Here is a 20,006-nt window from a genome sequence, read left to right on the forward strand (position 1 = left end):
CGGTGATCGTTACAGGAAGCGGAAGGGGCATCGGGGAATATATTGCGAAAAGATTGGGAAGGGAAGGGGGGAATATAGTTGTAACAGGAAGAACAACAAAAGATATAGAAAGAGTAAGCAAAGAAATAAATAATGAAGGTGGTAGTTCGATTTTCATTAAAGGGGATGTCACAAGAGAAGAAGATGTGAAAAAAGTTATACATGGAGCTATCAAAGAATTCGGGAAAGTTGATGCTGTTGTGAATAATGCAGGGATCGGATTAAAAAAATATATATGGGAAACCGGTGTCGAAGAATTTGGGGAATTAATAGATGTGAATGTAAAAGGAGTTTTCCTTTACATGAAGCATATTATCCCGGAAATGAAAATAAATGGAGGTTTAATAGTAAATATTTCATCAGGTGCCGGGAAGGAGGGGATTCCAATGCTGGGCGCATATTGCGCATCGAAATTTGCAGTGATCGGCCTTACCGAATCTGCTGCTGCCGAAGTCAATAATATCAAAATAGTTGCATTATGCCCTGGAAGCGTGGATACAGGGATGTTCAAGCGGCTATTCCCGGATGAAAAGGCAGACCTCAAACCTGATGAAGTCGCGCAAAAAGTGGCGGATATCTGCATCAATCCGGAAAAATATCGCCAGGGGCAATCTATTGAACTTTATTAAAAATGATGGAGGCACAGAGCTTTTTTAAGTCTCTGTGTCAATGAGGCTTTATATATTAATTATGTTCTTGGGTTTCTTCCTCCATATCTTTCCACGGCGGCAGGATAGCTGTTACAACTCGCAGTATTATGAATGGAAGCATAAATATTATTATTGCAGGTAAAACTCCTTCCTGGCTGAAGAATTCAGGAACATAAGTAAGTGTTCCTACAAGACTCTTTGAAATTTCCTGGCCTCCGATAACTACATTCCATCTCATGGCAAATACGCCTATTACGACAAAAATGCATGAAACGGAAATCATTATCAATTTCAGCGTATCCCGTTTCTTGATAAGGCTGACCAGGAGCAGAAGAATAAATGGTATAAATATGCCAAGAGTCAGTTGAATACCCCAGAAAGTAAAGCCGATTTTATCCGAAAGCAGCCTGTTAATAATATCGATATCCTCACGCGAAGCATATTTCATGCTTATTATCTCAAGTAATTCCAGTGTTACATCAAGGATCAGGAAGATCCACAGGTAATGTGCAAGTGATTGGAGACATTTATGGTCAATAGCATGTTTCCTGATTTTCATTGCGGCAATATAAAGTAAGATCAACAGGGCGATCCCTGATACTATAGCTGACATAAGGAATATGATTGGCATAAGCGGAGTTGACCACCATGGGTTTGCCTTGATGCCTCCAAATATAAAGCCAACATACCCGTGCAGGAACGCTGCTGAAGGAATGCCGATTATTGCAAGCTTTCTCGCAAACTTTTCATCATTGTGCAATGTTTCTTCAGAAATATCAAATGAAAACAGTGCAAGACTTGAATATAACAATTCTTTCCATCCATGTGAACTCAGGGCCTTTTTGACAATATCTTCCCTGAAAGAAAGCCATATCTCAAGAACCACAATTATCAGATAGAATGAAAATATGTAACCAAAACCCGACATCGCAGATGTAAGATGTGGGGTGAACATGATTTCAATACCACGCTCAGGACGTCCGAGATGAACAAGCAGAGGCATCATTGCGACAAGCAGGAATGACAATGCCGTAAGAAGGGCGAATCTTGCCACAGGCTTGATCTCCTTCTTGCCGAAAACATGGTATAATGATGAAGCAATGAAAGCGCCGGCTACAAGACCCGTAATATAAGGATACAATACGATTAATATACTCCATTGTATTTCAGATTCATTGGGATAAACATAACCCCATATCAGATTGTCTAACATTATCTCACTTCCCGGTCTAAGCCGATATAGAATACCTTGGGTTTTGTTCCAAGATCAGGTTTAAGAAGATTGATCCTTTCTTCGTCAATTATTTTATTCACTTCACTGTTTTTATCCTTCATGTCTCCGAATTTTCGTGCCCCTGTAGGACAGGCCTGGACACATGCAGGTAATAAACCTTTAGTTATCCTGTGATAGCACCATGTGCATTTGTCAGCGGTTCCCTTCTCAGTATTAAAGTACCTTGCCCCATAAGGACATCCCTGAATACAATACCTGCACCCGATACAATATTCATAATCCACAAGAACAACACCATCTTTTGTTGTATATGTCGCACCCACCGGGCAAACCTGGACGCATGGTGGATTGTCGCAGTGATTGCAGATCTTTGGTACAAAAAAAGCTTTTTTGATCTCTTCCGCGGGTATGTCATCCTCGAATCCTTCTATCCCCCCGTCCGGAGAATCGATTACAACTTCTTCTTCCCTTGTTTCAAGTGATGTTTTTTTCACCCTGTATCGTTCGATCCATGTCCTGTACACTTCTTCATCAAATGGTACCTTGTTTTCCAGTTTACATGCGTTGGCGCACCTTCCACAGCCGATACATTTGCGTGTGTCCACGACATAGCCCCAGAAATGTTCCTCCCAATTATACCCACCCTGCACAGGTGAGTTTTCAGCTGCAACGGTGTTTATAATAAAAGGTTCTACAATCGCAGCCCCGGCAGTTGCGCCTATAATGATTTTGCATCCGATCTTAGTAAATTCTCGCCTTGATAAATTCATATTATGCCTCCTTTATACAAACCACGGCTTATGCGGATTATGACAATATACGCATCTTAGATCCTCACCGTGTGTTTCCGGATCGACCTGCGGGAATTCTTCCGGTCTTGCTATCTCCTTAAAGTGGCATTTACCGCAATATTCTCTTGACTCGTTCGCTTTTTCCAATGGTTCCCTGGCATTAAGAACATGTTTTTCAGCAGGACCATGACATGTTTCACAATTTACAGTTTTATGCCTGTCCTTTACCCAGACCGAATAAATTATTTTATGACAATCCTCTTCACCGCAACTTGTCGAACCTGCATAATTGACGCTAAGGTTCCTGATCTCATTTACAGAATCTCCCCTGTACCATCCGTATTGTCCAAATGAGTCGGGGACAAGCAGGGACCTTACGAGAATAAAAGCAATTATTACAAGAGCTAATAATGTGAAAGCTCTTTTTAAATGTGGCTGCATTACTTATCACCTTTCTATAACTGGATATCGTTTCATTGTTTTTTGGCCTTTATTTTTTTCTCAGAATATAGAACACAGCTATCAACGAAACTAGTCCAGTCAAACCTATGAATCCAGGTACCTGGGGCGATTCAGTTCTGGTTGGCAAAGGTGTGGGTTTCACGATATCTTCGGCTTTTTTTACTTCCATATTGGCTGAATCTATTATATCCTCAAAATGTGTGAGATTGAATTCATGCCACATCGGAGCAAGGTCCTGGTATGTTTTCAGGGCATTGTCAGTATATTTTTCTGCAAGTCCTACATCTGTTCCGTTCTTCTTTGCCCAGAAAATATCCTCTCTCGCATTTTCTATATTGAATTTTAACTTGTTTACTTTCCTTAGCATATCCTCTGCCTTGAGCGGTATGTCGTAAGGCGCTACTTTTTTATAAACGGAATGACAGTTACCGCAGGAGTTCCTGAAATCTTCAGGGTTAAGAACTGTGAAAGTATGTGGATGATGGCATGTTGTGCATGTCGGAGCAAGCTCCAATGATTCAAGCTTTTTATAATGTGTACTGTTTTCAAAATTATCAAGTTCTTTTGGATGGCATTTGCCGCAGGTCTTTGGAACATTAGTATAATAAACGGGGCTTTCAGGGTCGGTAATGTTCCTGAAAGTGTGCGCTTTTTCTTTAGTAGCCTGTTTGACGTCTCCTCCATGGCATTGCTCACATGTTACTCCTTTCACAGCATGAAGCGATTCCTGCCATTGCTGGTAATTGGCGGTCGCAAGCTGTCTTACCCTGTCTTCATGGCACTCAAGGGAACACTGGGCATTTCGTTCAAGATGCTGTATCCTTATCTGGTTAAAGCGTTTTTGCTCTTCGATAAAAGGAGTTAACGTTTTATGACAATCAATGCATGAATTTTCAGATGCATTCGCTCCTGAGAGAAATACCGAAATTCCTGCTAAAATTAGTAATACAATTATGATTTTATTAAATAATACTATTCGCATTTTATTCTTACCTTCCGTTTTCAAATTGTTTTTTAATTTATACCCTTTATACCGTTTTAAATCTATCGTTTTTCTAATTTCAACTAACCCGTTATTTCGATATTTATATCTTTTGGTTTTAATTTTCTACCAGATCCAATAAATTTTTAAAGTTTTCCTTTCTTCCTTAGAAGCTCAGCATTCAGGACACTTGCACCTGCTGCGCCTCTTATGGTATTATGGCCCATGCAGATGTATCGTATGCCTGGCCGTATGCGTCCGACAGAAACTGTCATGCCCCCTCCGATATTCCTGTCCATGCGAGGCTGCGGTCTGTCTTTTTCTTCCTTTACTTCGATCACTGGTGTGGGTTCTGTCGGCAATTCGGATAAACCTGGATCAAAATCAAGGAATGCCTGTTTAACGTCATCAATTGAGGGATTATCTGCCATTTCCACCCATACAGCCTCAGTATGCCCATCTATAACCATAACACGATTGCAGCTTGCGCTTACCTTGAATGGTGCATCAATTACCTCACTGCCGTTAAATTCTCCAAGCAGTTTCTTTGTCTCGGTTTCAACCTTTTCTTCTTCCTGGCCGATATAAGGAATAACATTATCAAGGATTGCCATTGATGGAACCCCATCATAACCTGCTCCCGAGATTGCCTGCATGGATGCAAGATATATTTTTTCAATATTAAATCTGGCAAGCGGCCTCAGCGTGACGGCCATCATTATAGTCGTACAATTGGGATTTGTGACAACATATCCGTCCCATTTACGCTTATCCTGCTGAATATCTATCAGGCCAAGATGCCCGGGATTGACTTCAGGAATGACAAGAGGAACGTCTTTCACCATACGTAAAGCGCTTGCATTACTTGCGACAACAAAACCCGCTTTTGCAAATTCAGGCTCGACAGTTTTGGCAAGGTCAGTGGGAAGAGCAGAAAAAACAATATCTGCATCAACCTTCTTTGGATCAACAGGCACAACTTCCATATCGCCGACGTTTTCAGGGATTTTACTTTCAAGCCTCCAGCTGGCAGCATCACCATATTTTTTTCCTGCGCTTTTGTCTGAAGCTGCCAGAGATGTCAATTCAAACCATGGATGTTTGCTCAACAGTTCTATAAATCGCTGTCCTACATTGCCTGTTGCTCCAAGGACTCCTGCTTTTATTTTTTGCATATCATTCCATCGAAATAGCACTGCTCGGGCAGGCATCAACACAGGTGCCGCATTCGGTGCACTCTTCCGGGTCTACTTTTGCCTTGTCATCTTTCAGTTCGATCGCAGTTGCAGGGCATTCATCAACGCATGTTCCACAACCGGTACATTCATCATTGTTTACTTTTGCTGCCATTTAAGTCACCTTTTGCCTACCATTGAATACGTAAAATATAAACATAACGGTTTGACTCAAATGAAAGTCTAAATATACACCAAAGTCTTTTTAAGTGGTCTATGTTAGCCCGCAGAACCGGTTATTTTGTCGAGTCGGTCATTCGAGATATGACACGCCTTTCATTAAAACATAATGCAATCAATCTTGCGCAGGGGTTTCCCGACTTTCCTGCCCCGATTACGCTAAAGCAAGCAGCAGCCACCGCGATCATGGAAGATTATAACCAGTATTCTGTCACCTGGGGAGCAAAAGACCTGAGGGATGAGATATCACGAAAAGCACGGGAATATAATCATATCGAAGCGGACCCTGAAAGTGAGATCACTCTGACTTGCGGGTCTACCGAAGCAATGATGGCATCAATGCTTGCCCTGATAAATGAAGGCGACGAAGCAATAATATTTGAGCCATTCTACGAGAACTACGGGCCGGATGCCGCTGTTTCGGGGGCTGTTCCGAGATTTGTGCCCCTTAATGATGATAACAGCATCGATGAAGATGCCCTTGAATCTGCATTCAACAGGAAAACACGTGTCATAATCCTCAATACGCCCAACAATCCCTGCGGAAAGGTTTTCACAAAAGGCGAGCTGAAAATGATCGCCGACCTTTGCGTTGACAATGATGTCATTGCGGTTACTGATGAAATATATGAACACATCCTTTATGACAACAGGAAGCATATCAGTATCGCGTCCCTTGATGGTATGAGAGACAGGACAATAACGATAAGCGGGTTCTCAAAAACCTACAGCGTCACAGGATGGCGTATCGGCTACGCCCTTGCTGAAAAGAGTCTGACATCCGCAATAAGGAAGGTGCATGATTTTCTCACAGTCGGCGCACCTGCACCGCTCCAGCATGCATGCGTAACAGCATTGAGATACCCTGATTCTTATTATAAGGAGCTTGCAAGTATGTATGACGAAAAACGAAGGTTCCTCCATAGCGCTTTAATAAAAGCCGGATTCAAGTGCAATATGCCCGAAGGTGCATATTACATATTAGCTGACATCCCCGAAGGCGTAAATATGGATGATATGGCTTTTGCAAAATATATGGTAAGTGGAATCGGTGTGGCTGCTGTTCCCGGAAGCAGTTTCTACAAGAGCGAAGCAGGGAAACATAAATTACGCTTTACCTTTTCCAAAAAGGATGAGACGCTCATGGAAGCGGCGCAGCGGCTTGATAAGCTGGAGATTTAATAAAATAAGTGTTTTTAATAGAAGAACATTTGGTTTCTGTTCTTAAAAAAGTTTGTTTCAGAACAGTTCACTAAAGGTTTCTATACTACAATTGTAGCTCGTCAAGGCGCAACTTAATGAACTGCGATTGTTTGGACTCAAAAATTTAGAAACTGATTAATACCATAGAAAGAACACTCATAAGCTATTTGTATAATAATATTAATCTTGTTGGCGTGAAGCTACTTTCATTTGAGATCAAAAATTACAAGTGCATTGAATCGGTTATAGTTCCCGAATGCTTAAATTTGACAAATTTCATTGGCAGAAATAGTGGTGGAAAAACTAGCATTTTTGAAGCTCTTAAATATATCAGGAAAATTCACCAACCTCTTGAAGAAGCTGTCATGAGAGAGATTGTTCATGGAGGTATTGGAAAGTATGATAGTAAATTTATAATTATATCTTATTTATTTGAAATTCCTGAAAACTTAAGAAGGGAATATATCATTCATTTCCTTAACGTTGCTGAAAGTGCTTATACAATCCTTGTTGGTACTAATCTTTTTAAAAAAGTAGAAATTAAAATCAAATTAAGAGTAAGAGGAACCGAAAATCCCCTAACAAGTTTAGATAATATGTTTATATTAGATTCAATGAATATTTCTAATTCAAAAGGTGAATTTGTTCCCATTTTTATAGACTATATTCCAGATCAACAATTGATACGTTTTAGCTTATTTCAATTTATCCAAAATCCACAACCACGTCAGTTAACTTCGGCGATAATTGATAATGAGCTTAGAGAAGCTTTAGGGAAAAAATCTGGAAATAGAATAGATCAAAGATTAGGGAGTAGTTCATCTCTGCAGGGAAAAATAATTCACGAAATTATTAACACTATAAAATCGATCAGTGCAATCAGAGAGAGCAACAAACGAATTGGCATGGAATTTAAGGAAAATGTGGGGGAACGAGGAAGCGACCTTGTTGGATTAATGGATACATTATTTAGAAAAAATCATAATAGGTTTCTTCATATCGTGGATATATGTAAAAAAATCTTTCCCGATATTATCGATATACATCCTGATCCACTCCCAGGTAATCAAGTTAGGATTGTAGTGAAAAAAAGACTTCTTCAAAATGAAATTGATTTGGCACAAGAAGGTTCTGGAATAGATCAGCTTTTTATAATAATCTGGTCAATTGCCACCGCTGAAAAGGGTACTATATGGTTCTTGGATGAACCAGAATTGCATTTACATCCAGGAGCGCAGAAATTATTATATGACTTTTTCCACGAAGAATCTGAAAATGGAAAACAAATATTAGTAGCTACACATTCAATGGTCTTTATTCACAACAGTAAACCCGAAGAAATTTACATGATGGTGGATAACGAAGGCAAAACACAAGCAATTCGAATGTCTGATTTAGTTCCACCTGAACGAAGGACCTCAACAGAGGGTATAAATAAAATTAGAAATGAGATTTATAAAGTTCTTGGTTATGAGCCAATATTTTCATTTGAACCTAAAACTGTCGCCTTCATCGAAGGCTCTGCAGATGAAGGTATTATAAAAGCATTTGCCAAAACATTATTTAATAAAGAGATTGATGAAAATTCATCACGATTTGTAATTGCAGGAAGCTCCGGTGCCTTAGAATCTTATGGGCCGATGCTTGTTTATGCAATGATGGGGAAAAAAGTAATAATAATTAGAGATAACGATACAGCAAAATCGACAGAATTAAAAGATAAAATGCTTCGATTAGAAACACAATATAGAAAACAAGCAAGAATTAATACACCAATCTTATCCGATGAAAACTTTTATTTTTACCCTGATAACGTAAGTTCGATTGAATATTACTTATTAGATGCAAAGGCTATTGTTGAATCATACAATTTACCAGAACCAGAGAGAGAAGTAAAAATTAAAGAAATTTCAGATGAAATAGAGAGAACAAAAAGAACCCCAAGGCAAGGAAAATTCAGGGCGAAAACTTTTTTAGATTCATTATGTAAGCAATATTTTGGCTCATATAAAGAGGTTGATAACGCTATAGCTATTGCTGAGAGGATACCTAAAGAGGTTATAGAAACATATCCAGAACTTGTTACATTAATAAATAGAATATGCAGTTAATTATAATAAAATAACCCTTTAAGAATAAAATAAACTACACAATAGGAACAAAATGAAAACCATTATCATCGACTATGGACTCGGTAACCTTCGAAGCATCGAAAAAGCCCTTCAATACGTTGGCGCAGAGGTTGAAATATCAAAAGAAGCACACGTAATAGACAAGGCCGATGCACTTATTCTTCCAGGTGTAGGTGCATTTCGCGATGCTATGATGCATTTTTCAACGCTTGAACGTGTGGTAAAAGACGCGGTTGATGAGGGAAAACCGCTTCTCGGGATTTGCCTGGGAATGCAAATGCTGGCCACAGAAAGTGAAGAAGGGGGCCTGCATAAGGGCATTGATATAATCCCGGGGCGCGTAACTCGTTTTCCCGCTTCTGAATTAAAGGTACCGCACATGGGATGGAATTCTCTTATCAAAAAGAAGGACATACCATTATTGAGAGGGATTGATAATGGTTCATTCGTATATTTTGTGCATTCGTTCCATGTGAGTACTGATGAAAAGTATGAAGTTGCCATGTGTGACTACGGGCTTCAATTCCCGGCGATTATTGCCAGCGAAGCAGGAAATGTGATCGGGACACAATTCCATCCGGAGAAAAGCGGTGTAACAGGACTTCGGATGCTTCGTAATTTTGTGGAGAATTATGGACATTGAAGGATACGCAAAACGCGGTCTGATTCGTGGTGATAAGTCGTTAAAAGAGAAGCTTATACAAAGGATCCTTGAAATAAAAAATATCTCACAAAAGCATGCCGATGAAATAGCAAGTGCAGTAATAGTTGAGGCCAGAGCTACCCTTGATCCGAAATCTGAAATCATAAAACCCATATATTCCGGTGTAACAATGGGAGATTTCGGTGTGGGCTCACGCGGCATGGGGGATTTCTATACTCATGAGAAGATTGCGGAAGTGATAGGAAAGACCTCGGCTGTTGTGGATTCATCGCATCTTGATGATTCAGGGGTTGTGCGGGCCGCAGGGCAGTATCTTGTGGTCACGATCGACGGGATGCATTCGCGCCTTTCGGATTTTCCTTTCCTTGCAGGATTCCATGTTGCCCGTGCAGCGCTTCGTGATGTATATGTGATGGGCGCGCGTCCTGTGGCGATGCTTTCAGATATACATGTGGCAGATGATGGGGATGTGGCAAAGATCTTCGACCATATTGCCGGAATTACTACTGTTTCAGGATTGACAGGCATTCCTCTTATTACAGGCAGCACTCTGCGAATAGGCGGTGACATGGTGATCGGTGAACGGATGACAGGCGGGGTTGGCGCTGTTGGTTTGGCAGAGAAGCTCACTGCACGCATCCAGGCAAAGCCCGGAGATATCATAATCATGACAGAAGGAGCAGGAGGAGGTACTATTTCTACGACTGCGCTTTATTACGGGATGCATGAGCTTGTGGATGAGACTGTTAACCTCAAGTTCATAGATGCCTGCGAGGCGCTCCTTGATGCAGGATTGGTTGAAAAAATACATGCAATGACCGATGTGACAAATGGCGGAGTACGCGGGGATGCTAAGGAAATAGCAAGAACAGCACAGGTTAAACTCGTTTTTGAAGAAGAGAAATTACGTGCGCTTGTGAATGAAAAAGTGCTTAAGATGCTTGAAAAGCTTGAAATAGATTATCTTGGGGTTTCGCTTGATGCGCTTTTAATAATAGCGCCGCCTGAGTATGCTGATAATATCCTGGAATGCGTGCAAAGAAAAGGTGTTGCTATTGATATTGTCGGAAAAGTCGTGGATGGGGAAGGGGCAGAACTGATAGTAGATGGCAAACCAAATGATTTCACACCGCGCTTCCGGGAATCTGCATATACGCCAATAAAGAAGCTGGTTGGTGAGAAGACCCCGAAGAATTTTGATAAGATGAAGAAAGCAGTAGATGAGGCTGCGGTGCAGGCCATTGAGAAGAAGAAACGTGTTGTGGAAATATTGGAAAATAAAAGATAGATATGTATCAAAATATATATTACTTTATATATTACTTTTACTGTTTTACCAACCTCAAAACTTATGATAGTAATGATTGATTTAATATTGATGATCATACCGTTCTCCCGCCTTTTGCCGACCACACGAACACGCCCGTTATTACGAGCGCAAGCACAAAACTCGCATAAAAGCCGGCAGCGAACCCTGCCACTGTAATGATCATACCGGTCACGAGCGGGCCTGTTGAGTGCCCGATATCCATCGTCGATGACAATGCCCCCATGGATGCGCCGATCTCTTCCCTTCTGGCAATATCGGCGACATACGCGCTTGTAGCTACAGTGGACAGTGAAATGCCAAGGCCTGTCCCGATACTGATCGCGATGAACTGGGGGAAGGATGAAGAGAGAGAAATGGCCCCAATAGATATCCCTGACAGGAGGAGACCTGTGCATATCTGCATGCGCTTATCAATGCGATCAGCGATCCAGCCGAATACTGGTTTTGTGGTTGCGATCAGTAACACCTGCACCGCAAAGATGATGCCTGTTTGATAAGGATCAATACCCCTGGATGCGAGGAATAACGGCAGGAATGTTTCGAATGTTCCGAACGCAAAATAGGTCGCCATATCGACAAGAGCGATCGCACGAAGCCTGCGGTGGGAAAAGAAATTAACAAAGCTCTTCCTGAATACAGACAGGGTGATAACTTTCAGCGGCCTGTCGTTCCTCTCACTGTAGAACAGGGTCATCACAAAGACAGGAACCGCAGCCAGCGTGGCAGCAATATAGACCATCCGGAACCGAAATATACCAGGGTACGCAGCAAAGAATGAAAGGATCATGCCCCCGGCAAGAGGCGCAATAGTCCTGCCAATCAGGGTTGAGGATGCGTACTTACCGAGCATCTCTCCTTTTTTGTCAAAGAACCGTTCAACAATGATAGCAGAGATAACAGGACCCAGGATTGCAGTCGCAGTACCATGGAAGAACCGGACAGGGATCATCCAGAGGGGCGCTTCAATGAACAGGTATAGCAGCGGTGCGGTCATGAATATCGCTCCCGCAGTTATAAGCAGGCGTCGCCTTCCGAGACGGTCCGAGAGGACACCGACCGGAAAGCTGAACAGGATGCCTGCAAACGGTGATATCGCGGAAATCAGGCCGATCACTGCATCGCTTGACCCGATCGATTGCATAAAAAGGGGGAGCACAGGGTTTTTCGAGATCGTGGTTGAAAAAATCGCAAAAAAACCCAGAAGAGAGATGTAGTACATCAATCGGCGGTCGGTGGGTGTTGATGCTTGTGTTTCATCGGGTTCCGGGATTGTATTTGATTGCTTCAATTTAAGACTCATTTTGAATGTTTTTGGCAATTAAGCTTTTTCCTGACAAAGTTGTTTGGATTCAAGTCCGTAATGGCAGATAATCCGCTGGTTAAGAAAAACTGTGATAAAACGCTGATGACACTGATGGCGCGGATACAAACAAAATCTGATATTATTTCTTCACTATTTTTTAGCTATTTTTCATACCACACCAGCTCTTTTCCGGTGTTCCACCAATCCGCCATCAGCCAGTATTTCACGAAGGAAATCAGGAAGTTTCGTTGCAGTATATTCCACGCCCTCATGCACAATTATTCCATTTTCCAGATCTATCTCTATTATATCTCCTTCTTTGCAACCGATCTTAGCTTCAATAATGGGCAGACCCACATTGATCGCATTCCTGAAAAATATCCTTGCGAATGATCCTGCCACCACACAGGCCACTCCCACATATTTTAATGCCAGCGGCGCCTGTTCGCGGGATGATCCGCATCCGAAATTCTCACCAGCCACTATTATATCTCCCTTCTGTACTTTTTTTGAGAACTGCGGGTCTATTCCTTCAAGGACATGTGCTGCGAATATATTCAAATCAGTAGTGCGAAGGTATTTTCCCGGAATAATTACGTCAGTATCTACATTGTCGCCGAATTTCCATACTTTTCCAGTGATTTTATTAATATTCGTCATCTCAAAACCTCCCTCGGATCCGCTATCTTCCCACGCAATGCGCTTGCTGCTGCTGTTTCAGGCGACGAGAGGTATATCAATCCACCTGCGCCCATACGTCCCTTGAAGTTACGGTTGGATGTTGAAAGGCAGGTCTCTCCTTCGCATATCACTCCCTGGTGGGCTCCAAGGCACGGCCCGCATCCGGGTGGGGCGATAACAGCGCCTGCTTTCAGGAGAGCCGCAATTATTCCTGAGTTAGTGGCTTTTATTAGTACTGAACGCGAAGCCGGAAGAACAATTGTCCTGACTTTTACATGCTTTTTGTGCAGGATATTTGCAACAACCTGGAGGTCTTCGTATCTGCCATTCGTGCATGAACCTATGAAAACCTGGTCAAGAGGTGTCCCGGCGACTTCGCCTATATTGGAAACATTATCAACTTCATGCGGTTTTGCGATCTGCGGCTCAAGGTTTGACACATCATAATACAGATCTTCGCAGTATGCTGCGTTGTCATCAGCATAAACAGGCTCGTATTTTTCTTTTGCCTTTCCCTTCAGGTAATCGAACGTTTTCTCATCTGCCGGCACTATGCCGGTTTTTGCCCCCATTTCTATGGACATATTGCAAAGCGTCATGCGCTGTGCTATCGATAGATTACGGATCGTTTCTCCGTAATATTCGATGGCCTTATAATTCGCGCCATCGGTTCCTATGTTTTTTATGATATTAAGTGTCAGGTCTTTTGCCGATATGCCCGGTGGGAGTTTTCCATCAACCGTTATCTTGATCGTATGCGGCACGCGAAGCCAGAGTTTTCCGGATACGAAAACTTCTGCCATGTCAGTTGCACCGACACCTGTTGAAAATGCCCCGAAAGCCCCGTATGTGCATGAGTGCGAATCCGCGCCTATTATTAGTTTTCCAGGCATGGCAAATCCATTTTCAGGAAGCACCTGGTGACATATTCCTTCACCTATATCAAAGAAGTTAGTAATTCCCTGTTCGCGGACCCATTGTCTTATACCCTGATGCAGTTTTGCGCCAGTATCGGTATGAGCAGGCGTATAGTGATCAAACGGCACGATTATCCGGCCTGGATCCCATACTTTTTTTGCACTCATCTCTTTGAAGGCCTTTACGGCAAGAACACCCGTGCCGTCATGCGCCATTGCATAATCAATATTGGCAATCACAAAATCATCTGCAACAGCTTGTTTTCCGGCTGCGCGGCTGAGTATTTTTTCGCTGATCGTTGGCATGGTTATTAACCCTTTCTAAGAATCAGGTATCCTGTCCCAATCAGACCAGCTACCGCGAAAAATATCCAATTCCACTGCTCTGGTAAAGCTGTGGACGTTAATGGTTTTTCGGTCTGCGTTGTCTGGACATTTACAGGGGCAGTGGCGCGTAAGGGCTCAGATACAACTGCCGAACTTGCAGCCGTAGTTGTCGGCTGCGGGGATACAGGCTGCGCTTTTGCTTCAACTTTAGGTTCAAGGATTGAATATTCGAGCAGAGGATAAAACCGCAATGCTGTTGAGCTATCTGCTACCTTGAACTTCAACTCGCCATACAGCGGCTGGACCGAATTCTGGCCGAGGGTTATGGGATTATCCTTGTTGTCAAGAAGCACATAATTTTCATTTGCTTCCTTTACTTCAAATACACCGAACTTATCTCCTGCTTTTATTTCAAGAACATTCCGGGATATCAGCCATGTGTACCTGAGCTGGATAAACGTTGACATGCCTTCTGTACCTGTAAATATGCTTTCCACATAAGTCACGAATACGGGCACACTGGACTCTCCGCCTACGCTTTTCTCAATATAAGTATATACTTCTCCTTCCTTTACAACCCTGTAATCAAGGCTTTCGTTGTCCTTGCTTAAAGAGAGCCATGCTTGCCTTGGATTTGTTGCTGTATCAAGAGATTGAACCGTAAGGTTGTAACCTTCCCCAAGATCCCACGAGGTTCCCAATTTCAATGTCTTCTTTTCTTCTGCCTTCTGTTCTTTTATCAGCTTAGCTAACTTATTTGCTTTCCCGTTCACAGCAACATAGAGATCACCGAACCAGCCAAGCCGCGCATAATAACCACCTGTGGTACCCGGTTTGAAGGTTTTAGCGGTGCTGTTATACTCAAGACCATTCTCTACCTTCCTGTTTTTTTCACTGAATACCTTGAATTTCTGGTCTGAGCGTGTGGTATTGTACTGGAGTTTTTCTTTCTCAATCACCCGGTTATTGACGGTTAGACTTGATGCAGGCTGGTTAATGATCTTAAGACTCTCACTTGATTTTCCTCCACCTGGAGCATACCAGAAACCGGGGAATTTCTGGGCATCCCACTGAAGTGTAGTGTTATAAGTACTTGAACCGGAGTCAAAAACCATTCCGTGTATCTCATATTTCCCGGGTGCAGTCTTTTCAAGAATTGGATAGAACCTCAGAGCTGTCGAACTGTCCGCCACTTTAAAGCTCAAATTGCCAAAGAGTGACTGAACCGAATTCTGGCCGAGGGTTATTGGATTATCCTTGTTGTCAAGAAGCACATAATTTTCATTTGCTTCCTTTACTTCAAATACACCGAACTTATCTCCTGCTTTTATTTCGAGAACATCCAGGGATATCAGCCATGTGTACCTGAGCTGGACAAACGTTGACATGCCTTCCGCGCCTGTAAATATGCTTTCCACATAAGTTACGAATACGGGCACACTGGACTCTCCGCCTACGCTTTTCTCAATATAAGTATATACCTCTCCTTCGTTCACGACCCTGTTGTCGAATGTTTTACCGTCCTTGCTTAGAGAAAGCCATGCCTGCCTCGGATTTGTTGCTGTATCAAGAGATTGGACCGTAAGGTTGTAACCTTCCCCAAGGTCCCACGAGGTTCCCAGTTTCAATGTCTTCTTTTCTTCTGCCTTCTGTTCTTTTACCAGCTTAGCTAACTTATTTGCTTTCCCGTTCACAGCAATATAAAGATCACCGAACCAGCCAAGCCGCGCATAATAACCACCTGCGGTACCCGGTTTGAAGGTTTTAGCGGTGCTGTTATACTCAAGACCGTTCTCTACCTTCCTGTTTTTTTCACTGAATACCTTGAATTTCTGGTCTGAGCGTGTGGTATTGTACTGAAGGTTTCCTTTTTCAATCACCCGGTTATTGATGGTTAGACTTGATGCAGGCTGGTTAATGATCTTAAGGCTCTCGCTTGATTTTCCTCCACCTGGAGCATACCAGAAACCGGGGAATTTCTGGGCATCCCACTGCAAAGTAGTGTTATAAGTACTTGAACCGGAGTCAAAAACCACTCCGCGAATCTCAACTTTCGTGACATTAGCGGCTGTTGCCGGAGCTGCTAATAATAGCATAATAGCAAATACGATTAATATTTTTATCATTTTTATCACACCAGATCAAACAATTTCCCAAAGTTATATAACTATAGAGAAATCAGCAACAATTAACCCAATTACCCCAAAAAACGAATGATTAAGGCAAAAAAAATCAATGTTTTCGTATAGTTACTTTAAAATCAACGCCTGATTCCTCGATCTTGACAATTTCATGTCCATGTTCTTTTATCCATTGAGGAATAGCATTTCTTGCAGTAACGTCATCAGTTAACACTTCAAATTCGTCCCCGGTTTTTAGCCCATCGATATGTTTTTTGGTATAGAACAATGGCAGTGGGCATACTTTACCTCTTGCATCTATTCTGTGCATGTGTAACCACTATGGGTCCTGATATATTTTAAGTTTGTATAAAGGCAAAAAATGTAAGAATTATTCGTTTTCTTAATATCAGAATACCAGTGTCACTTCACTCTCCAGTATCCTGTCCGTGAGTTCATCGATGTTTTGTTTCAAGATCCCTTCGATTATCTCGCTATCGTTCACTCCTCTTTTTTTGAGGTCGGCATCCAGCGCATAGAATTTAACGCTGTCTTTCGCCTTCAGTATGGAAGCCTCAATGCTTGGCACATCTTTCTGCCATACTGCAACATCACCGTAACCTGTCTTCTGTCCTTTTACAGTTGAATGCACGCCTCCGCTCACAAAAGTGATAGAAGGCGAATTCCCTGCCGCAGCCTGCGTTTCGGCAAGGGGTATCGCGCTGTAAGCGTCCTCCTTGCCGTAAGGGGGCTGGGTAACGATTATGTTTACTTTCTTGCTCATGTTCTCATCCCAGTAATATTGTCTTGTCTGATTCTGCTGTCCACTCTCCAAGGTCATAAAGACCGCCGATCACTACACCTTCAGTCTGCTGTTTCGTTACGCCGCGCGCATCAGTGCATTTAATGCATGCTATTGCATCTGTTTTGGGATTTTTGAGCCCTTTTTTGAGAACGGTTCCAAACAGCTGCTCCACAACCGGGAATTCCTTTGGTCCCTGGTCACGATGGCCAATTATCGTTCCGTCAAGGTAGTTGAAAAAGTTGACATTTATCCCTTTCTCCTTTGCGGCATGAGCGAGCCTGACCAGTGTGTATGCCGACTCATCTCGATATGGCCCGTTTATCGATACGATCGTTAATGTTTTGTTGTTTCCATTGTTTGCCATTTTATCACCTTTAGAACCACGCCACCCTGTTACCGTCCTCGATAATATGGTCAAGGAGCGTACCTATTTCTTTAACTTCAACTCCTTCGACGAGCTTTCCAACAAGTCCCCGGGACTGGACGGCTTTATCATCAGTAAGTATCCTGATACCTTTCTTTTTTGCATCCAGCAGCTTATTCCCAAATTCGCTTTTCCGTGCTGCTGTAACCCCATCTTCGACAAGATACAGGGAAACATTGTTTTTCTTTGCCCTGGCATTTAGACCTATATCAAGCACCAGGTTGGGGATTTCGGTTGTATGCGGGTCTTTTGAAAGTACCAGTAATAGATTTGTCATGTTATCGACCTCTGAAATTAATTTCGTGTTTTTCATCTGCCAACTCAAACTCACGCCACTCTCTCAATGTATTGAGGACAGGAGTTTTTTTCAATATGTTGTCTTGTTTAGAGACAAAGACGATTCCTTCTTGTATTGTGACTCATTTTGTATCACCAGCGATTACAATGACAATTAATACTTATATTAGTTCAGAAATCAGCAACAATTGACAGGTTTGTTCCGGGATTGTAAGGATCGCGGCAAAATTATCTGCATTTTTCTTTTCTTTCATGACCATTGCCATGTCGATCATATGGGTATCGGTAAAAAATCTTTATATAACAAAACAACATAAGTATTAATCAGAGGCATATTTGCAGACCAAGGGGAAAAACGTAATTGCAAATTGCTTTCTATAGTTATATTTAATTGATAATAAAAAATTATATCAATTAAATATTTTCAGTTCGGAGGAGATAAGAATGGTAAACAAAAGTAATATTATGAAAGAAGAGAGTGAAGAAAAGCAAGATATTTTCAATACATGGGCTGACAGTTATACAGCAGTTTCCAAAATGTGGGGAGATTCATACGAGAAGCTATACAGGCCATGGCTTGAATCCACTAAAGAGATGTTTGACAAAACAGTTCTTCTTTCAAAAGAAGCGACACCACAGAAATACATGGAATTTTATGATGAATGGATCAACACATATCAGAATACCTTTGGTATATTTTATCCGATCCCTGCGCCACGGCCCAATAAAGAGATACTTGAAAAGTTCATAACAAGAGCCGATGAAACAAATAAACTATTCAGTTCCTGGATTGCCGAGCTTGAAAAAAATACCCGGATGACAAAAGACATACTTCAGGGTGAACAGACTCCTGCAAAATATAAGGAATACTATGATATGTGGACGAAGTCCTATGAAAAAATGTTCGACAGGATCCTTTCAATGCCTTCTGAAGAAAGTACAAAAGAGTTATTCGGGGAATATGGCGGCATGCCTGATTTCTACCTGGAGGGCTTTTTGCAGATGTCAAAATTATGGAGAAAATCATATAAGCAGATTTGCGGGCCAATGAATGATTCCATGATGAAACTTTCTGAGAAGATGGCAGAAATCTCAAGGGGAAAGACAAGCCCTGAAAGTTACAAGGAATTTTATAACTTATGGGTGGATACATATAAAGAAATATATGATAAATATGGAAAATCCACTGAACTTTCCAGGGAGATGTTTGAGAATTTTACAAAGGCCACCGACATTTACCTGAGAATGTATAAGTCATGGATAGCAGCACTGGAAGAAATGTCAGAAAAAGCGCAAGAGCTGTCGAAACAATCCGATCCTGAAACATATAATAAATTTTATAATCTGTGGGTTAAGACCTATCAAAAGGCTTTTGAGAATTTTTTTGAGGATATGCCGGCAGTAGGGTCTATGAAAGAGATCATGGAGCCTTTAAAGATCATAACCAAGATGTATACGGATACATTTACAAAGATGTCAAATATGTGGATGAAATCACAGGTCCGTTCAGCATCAGCATATCCTGGAAAGAATAAAAAAAGAGGGATTCATACGGCTTAAGCCGGAAAATCCATTTTTTTTAAACAAAAAAAGTTTTTAATAACAACGTTTTTAATAGCACATTTTTAATATATTAACCCCCACATCCCCCAACCTGCCTCTAACCCCACTCTATGATTTAAGTAAAACAAATTATTGTTTTACTCTATTACTATCAGAGTAGTAGCACTGATATATAACATGGTGTGAATAGAGTAGTACCGTAGATTTTGAGTGGAAATAAGGGATACAATATGTATTTCTAACTTGTTCATATACATTATTTTAGAGAGTATAATTATCGTAGTAAAAGGATAGCACTAATTCTAATAAACAGCAAAACGTTTTTATAATCATAGGAAGTATTAGCTTTTGTGGATCAGAAATTCCACATATGATTATTTGGAGGAGTGAAATATATGAAATACACATCAGAGATAGTTACAGATTCAAACATGGATACCGCTAAAAAAAAAGTGGTTGATATGAAAAGCGATAAGCGTTATAAATGCCCTAATTGTAAAAATACAATTCCGCTAAAGACTGCGGATTTTATCAAGGGAATTGCTGTTGTATCATGCATGGACTGCGGCAGGGATGCTTTTGCTGTTGAAGAAACCTTGTTGGGGTTATGAAAATGAAAACTGACAGGGAAGAAATACCCCGGGATCTGGAAATAGATGAAGAAGAA

General features: G+C 41.5%; 21 protein-coding genes. 7 read left to right on the forward strand and 14 right to left on the reverse strand.

Annotated features, from left to right (window positions below):
* Window positions 1–2: 2 nt before the first annotated feature.
* Window positions 3–668: an SDR family oxidoreductase gene (locus FIB07_04110; GenBank protein NJD52032.1), complete on the forward strand. Its 666-nt coding sequence runs from the start codon at window positions 3–5 to the stop codon at window positions 666–668.
* A 55-nt stretch (window positions 669–723) separates the two neighbouring features.
* Here the strand turns inward: FIB07_04110 and FIB07_04115 are convergent, their stop codons facing one another.
* The 6 genes from FIB07_04115 to FIB07_04140 all read right to left on the reverse strand — a co-directional run bounded on the left by FIB07_04115 (window position 724) and on the right by FIB07_04140 (window position 5,508).
* Window positions 724–1,902: a polysulfide reductase gene (locus tag FIB07_04115; GenBank protein NJD52033.1), complete on the reverse strand. Its 1,179-nt coding sequence runs from the start codon at window positions 1,900–1,902 to the stop codon at window positions 724–726.
* Window positions 1,902–2,693, reverse strand: coding sequence for a 4Fe-4S dicluster domain-containing protein (locus tag FIB07_04120; GenBank protein ID NJD52034.1), 792 nt, complete (start codon window positions 2,691–2,693; stop codon window positions 1,902–1,904). The genes FIB07_04115 and FIB07_04120 overlap by 1 nt, the downstream gene beginning before the upstream one ends.
* 12 nt (window positions 2,694–2,705) lie before the next feature.
* Window positions 2,706–3,155 (reverse strand): hypothetical protein, encoded by a 450-nt coding sequence (locus tag FIB07_04125; GenBank protein NJD52035.1) that lies wholly within the window; start codon window positions 3,153–3,155, stop codon window positions 2,706–2,708.
* A gap of 49 nt (window positions 3,156–3,204) precedes the next feature.
* Window positions 3,205–4,158 carry an ammonia-forming cytochrome c nitrite reductase subunit c552 gene (locus FIB07_04130; GenBank protein ID NJD52036.1) on the reverse strand — a complete coding sequence of 318 codons (954 nt, stop codon included), beginning with the start codon at window positions 4,156–4,158 and terminating at the stop codon, window positions 3,205–3,207.
* Window positions 4,159–4,304: 146 nt separating this feature from the next.
* A complete protein-coding gene (gene asd / locus FIB07_04135; protein ID NJD52037.1) occupies window positions 4,305–5,333 on the reverse strand; it encodes an aspartate-semialdehyde dehydrogenase in 1,029 nt (342 codons plus the stop codon).
* Window position 5,334: 1 nt separating this feature from the next.
* Window positions 5,335–5,508: a 4Fe-4S dicluster domain-containing protein gene (locus tag FIB07_04140; protein ID NJD52038.1), complete on the reverse strand. Its 174-nt coding sequence runs from the start codon at window positions 5,506–5,508 to the stop codon at window positions 5,335–5,337.
* A gap of 101 nt (window positions 5,509–5,609) precedes the next feature.
* Between FIB07_04140 and FIB07_04145 the strand changes: the two genes are divergently transcribed.
* From FIB07_04145 to FIB07_04160, 4 genes are all read left to right on the forward strand, one after another.
* Complete coding sequence (locus FIB07_04145) at window positions 5,610–6,755, forward strand: aminotransferase class I/II-fold pyridoxal phosphate-dependent enzyme (protein NJD52039.1); 1,146 nt, start codon at window positions 5,610–5,612, stop codon at window positions 6,753–6,755.
* A gap of 152 nt (window positions 6,756–6,907) precedes the next feature.
* Window positions 6,908–8,887, forward strand: coding sequence for a hypothetical protein (locus FIB07_04150; protein NJD52040.1), 1,980 nt, complete (start codon window positions 6,908–6,910; stop codon window positions 8,885–8,887).
* A gap of 52 nt (window positions 8,888–8,939) precedes the next feature.
* Window positions 8,940–9,551, forward strand: coding sequence for an imidazole glycerol phosphate synthase subunit HisH (gene hisH / locus FIB07_04155; GenBank protein NJD52041.1), 612 nt, complete (start codon window positions 8,940–8,942; stop codon window positions 9,549–9,551).
* On the forward strand, window positions 9,541–10,860 hold the full coding sequence (locus FIB07_04160; GenBank protein ID NJD52042.1) for a hypothetical protein: 1,320 nt from the start codon (window positions 9,541–9,543) through the stop codon (window positions 10,858–10,860). The genes hisH and FIB07_04160 overlap by 11 nt, the downstream gene beginning before the upstream one ends.
* 94 nt (window positions 10,861–10,954) lie before the next feature.
* Here FIB07_04160 and FIB07_04165 read toward each other — a convergent pair whose 3' ends face one another.
* From FIB07_04165 to FIB07_04200, 8 genes are all read right to left on the reverse strand, one after another.
* Window positions 10,955–12,202: an MFS transporter gene (locus tag FIB07_04165; GenBank protein NJD52043.1), complete on the reverse strand. Its 1,248-nt coding sequence runs from the start codon at window positions 12,200–12,202 to the stop codon at window positions 10,955–10,957.
* A 171-nt stretch (window positions 12,203–12,373) separates the two neighbouring features.
* Complete coding sequence (locus FIB07_04170) at window positions 12,374–12,865, reverse strand: 3-isopropylmalate dehydratase small subunit (GenBank protein ID NJD52044.1); 492 nt, start codon at window positions 12,863–12,865, stop codon at window positions 12,374–12,376.
* On the reverse strand, window positions 12,862–14,109 hold the full coding sequence (locus FIB07_04175; GenBank protein ID NJD52045.1) for a 3-isopropylmalate dehydratase large subunit: 1,248 nt from the start codon (window positions 14,107–14,109) through the stop codon (window positions 12,862–12,864). Before FIB07_04175 ends, FIB07_04170 begins: the two co-directional genes overlap by 4 nt.
* A gap of 5 nt (window positions 14,110–14,114) precedes the next feature.
* Complete coding sequence (locus FIB07_04180) at window positions 14,115–16,256, reverse strand: hypothetical protein (GenBank protein NJD52046.1); 2,142 nt, start codon at window positions 16,254–16,256, stop codon at window positions 14,115–14,117.
* Between the two features lie 106 nt (window positions 16,257–16,362).
* Window positions 16,363–16,581, reverse strand: coding sequence for a sulfurtransferase TusA family protein (locus tag FIB07_04185; protein ID NJD52047.1), 219 nt, complete (start codon window positions 16,579–16,581; stop codon window positions 16,363–16,365).
* Window positions 16,582–16,659: 78 nt separating this feature from the next.
* The gene (locus FIB07_04190; protein NJD52048.1) at window positions 16,660–17,091 is read right to left on the reverse strand and encodes a hypothetical protein; all 432 of its coding nucleotides are present in this window, start codon (window positions 17,089–17,091) and stop codon (window positions 16,660–16,662) included.
* The gene (locus FIB07_04195) at window positions 17,039–17,419 is read right to left on the reverse strand and encodes a sulfur reduction protein DsrE (GenBank protein NJD52049.1); all 381 of its coding nucleotides are present in this window, start codon (window positions 17,417–17,419) and stop codon (window positions 17,039–17,041) included. The genes FIB07_04190 and FIB07_04195 overlap by 53 nt, the downstream gene beginning before the upstream one ends.
* A gap of 10 nt (window positions 17,420–17,429) precedes the next feature.
* Window positions 17,430–17,792, reverse strand: coding sequence for a DsrE family protein (locus tag FIB07_04200; GenBank protein NJD52050.1), 363 nt, complete (start codon window positions 17,790–17,792; stop codon window positions 17,430–17,432).
* A 428-nt stretch (window positions 17,793–18,220) separates the two neighbouring features.
* On the opposite strand from FIB07_04200, the gene FIB07_04205 reads away from it, so the two are divergent.
* Together FIB07_04205 and FIB07_04210 are read left to right on the forward strand one after the other, a co-directional pair.
* Window positions 18,221–19,336, forward strand: a complete 1,116-nt coding sequence (locus FIB07_04205; GenBank protein ID NJD52051.1) for a hypothetical protein — start codon at window positions 18,221–18,223, stop codon at window positions 19,334–19,336.
* A 398-nt stretch (window positions 19,337–19,734) separates the two neighbouring features.
* Entirely contained in the window at window positions 19,735–19,950 is a 216-nt protein-coding gene (locus FIB07_04210) for a hypothetical protein (protein NJD52052.1), read from the forward strand.
* Window positions 19,951–20,006 lie beyond the last annotated feature (56 nt).

This window comes from Candidatus Methanoperedens sp. (assembly GCA_012026795.1).
GTDB lineage: Archaea > Halobacteriota > Methanosarcinia > Methanosarcinales > Methanoperedenaceae > Methanoperedens.

Coding starts and splice junctions, on each gene's coding strand:
- FIB07_04115 (NJD52033.1), bottom strand. CDS start 1,902: ATGTTAGACAATCTGATATGGGGTTATGTTTATCCCAATGAATCTGAA.
- FIB07_04120 (NJD52034.1), bottom strand. CDS start 2,693: ATGAATTTATCAAGGCGAGAATTTACTAAGATCGGATGCAAAATCATT.
- FIB07_04125 (NJD52035.1), bottom strand. CDS start 3,155: ATGCAGCCACATTTAAAAAGAGCTTTCACATTATTAGCTCTTGTAATA.
- FIB07_04130 (NJD52036.1), bottom strand. CDS start 4,158: ATGCGAATAGTATTATTTAATAAAATCATAATTGTATTACTAATTTTA.
- asd (NJD52037.1), bottom strand. CDS start 5,333: ATGCAAAAAATAAAAGCAGGAGTCCTTGGAGCAACAGGCAATGTAGGA.
- FIB07_04140 (NJD52038.1), bottom strand. CDS start 5,508: ATGGCAGCAAAAGTAAACAATGATGAATGTACCGGTTGTGGAACATGC.
- FIB07_04145 (NJD52039.1), top strand. CDS start 5,610: ATGTTAGCCCGCAGAACCGGTTATTTTGTCGAGTCGGTCATTCGAGAT.
- hisH (NJD52041.1), top strand. CDS start 8,940: ATGAAAACCATTATCATCGACTATGGACTCGGTAACCTTCGAAGCATC.
- FIB07_04160 (NJD52042.1), top strand. CDS start 9,541: ATGGACATTGAAGGATACGCAAAACGCGGTCTGATTCGTGGTGATAAG.
- FIB07_04165 (NJD52043.1), bottom strand. CDS start 12,202: ATGAGTCTTAAATTGAAGCAATCAAATACAATCCCGGAACCCGATGAA.
- FIB07_04170 (NJD52044.1), bottom strand. CDS start 12,865: ATGACGAATATTAATAAAATCACTGGAAAAGTATGGAAATTCGGCGAC.
- FIB07_04175 (NJD52045.1), bottom strand. CDS start 14,109: ATGCCAACGATCAGCGAAAAAATACTCAGCCGCGCAGCCGGAAAACAA.
- FIB07_04180 (NJD52046.1), bottom strand. CDS start 16,256: ATGATAAAAATATTAATCGTATTTGCTATTATGCTATTATTAGCAGCT.
- FIB07_04185 (NJD52047.1), bottom strand. CDS start 16,581: ATGCACAGAATAGATGCAAGAGGTAAAGTATGCCCACTGCCATTGTTC.
- FIB07_04190 (NJD52048.1), bottom strand. CDS start 17,091: ATGACCTTGGAGAGTGGACAGCAGAATCAGACAAGACAATATTACTGG.
- FIB07_04195 (NJD52049.1), bottom strand. CDS start 17,419: ATGGCAAACAATGGAAACAACAAAACATTAACGATCGTATCGATAAAC.
- FIB07_04200 (NJD52050.1), bottom strand. CDS start 17,792: ATGAAAAACACGAAATTAATTTCAGAGGTCGATAACATGACAAATCTA.
- FIB07_04205 (NJD52051.1), top strand. CDS start 18,221: ATGGTAAACAAAAGTAATATTATGAAAGAAGAGAGTGAAGAAAAGCAA.
- FIB07_04210 (NJD52052.1), top strand. CDS start 19,735: ATGAAATACACATCAGAGATAGTTACAGATTCAAACATGGATACCGCT.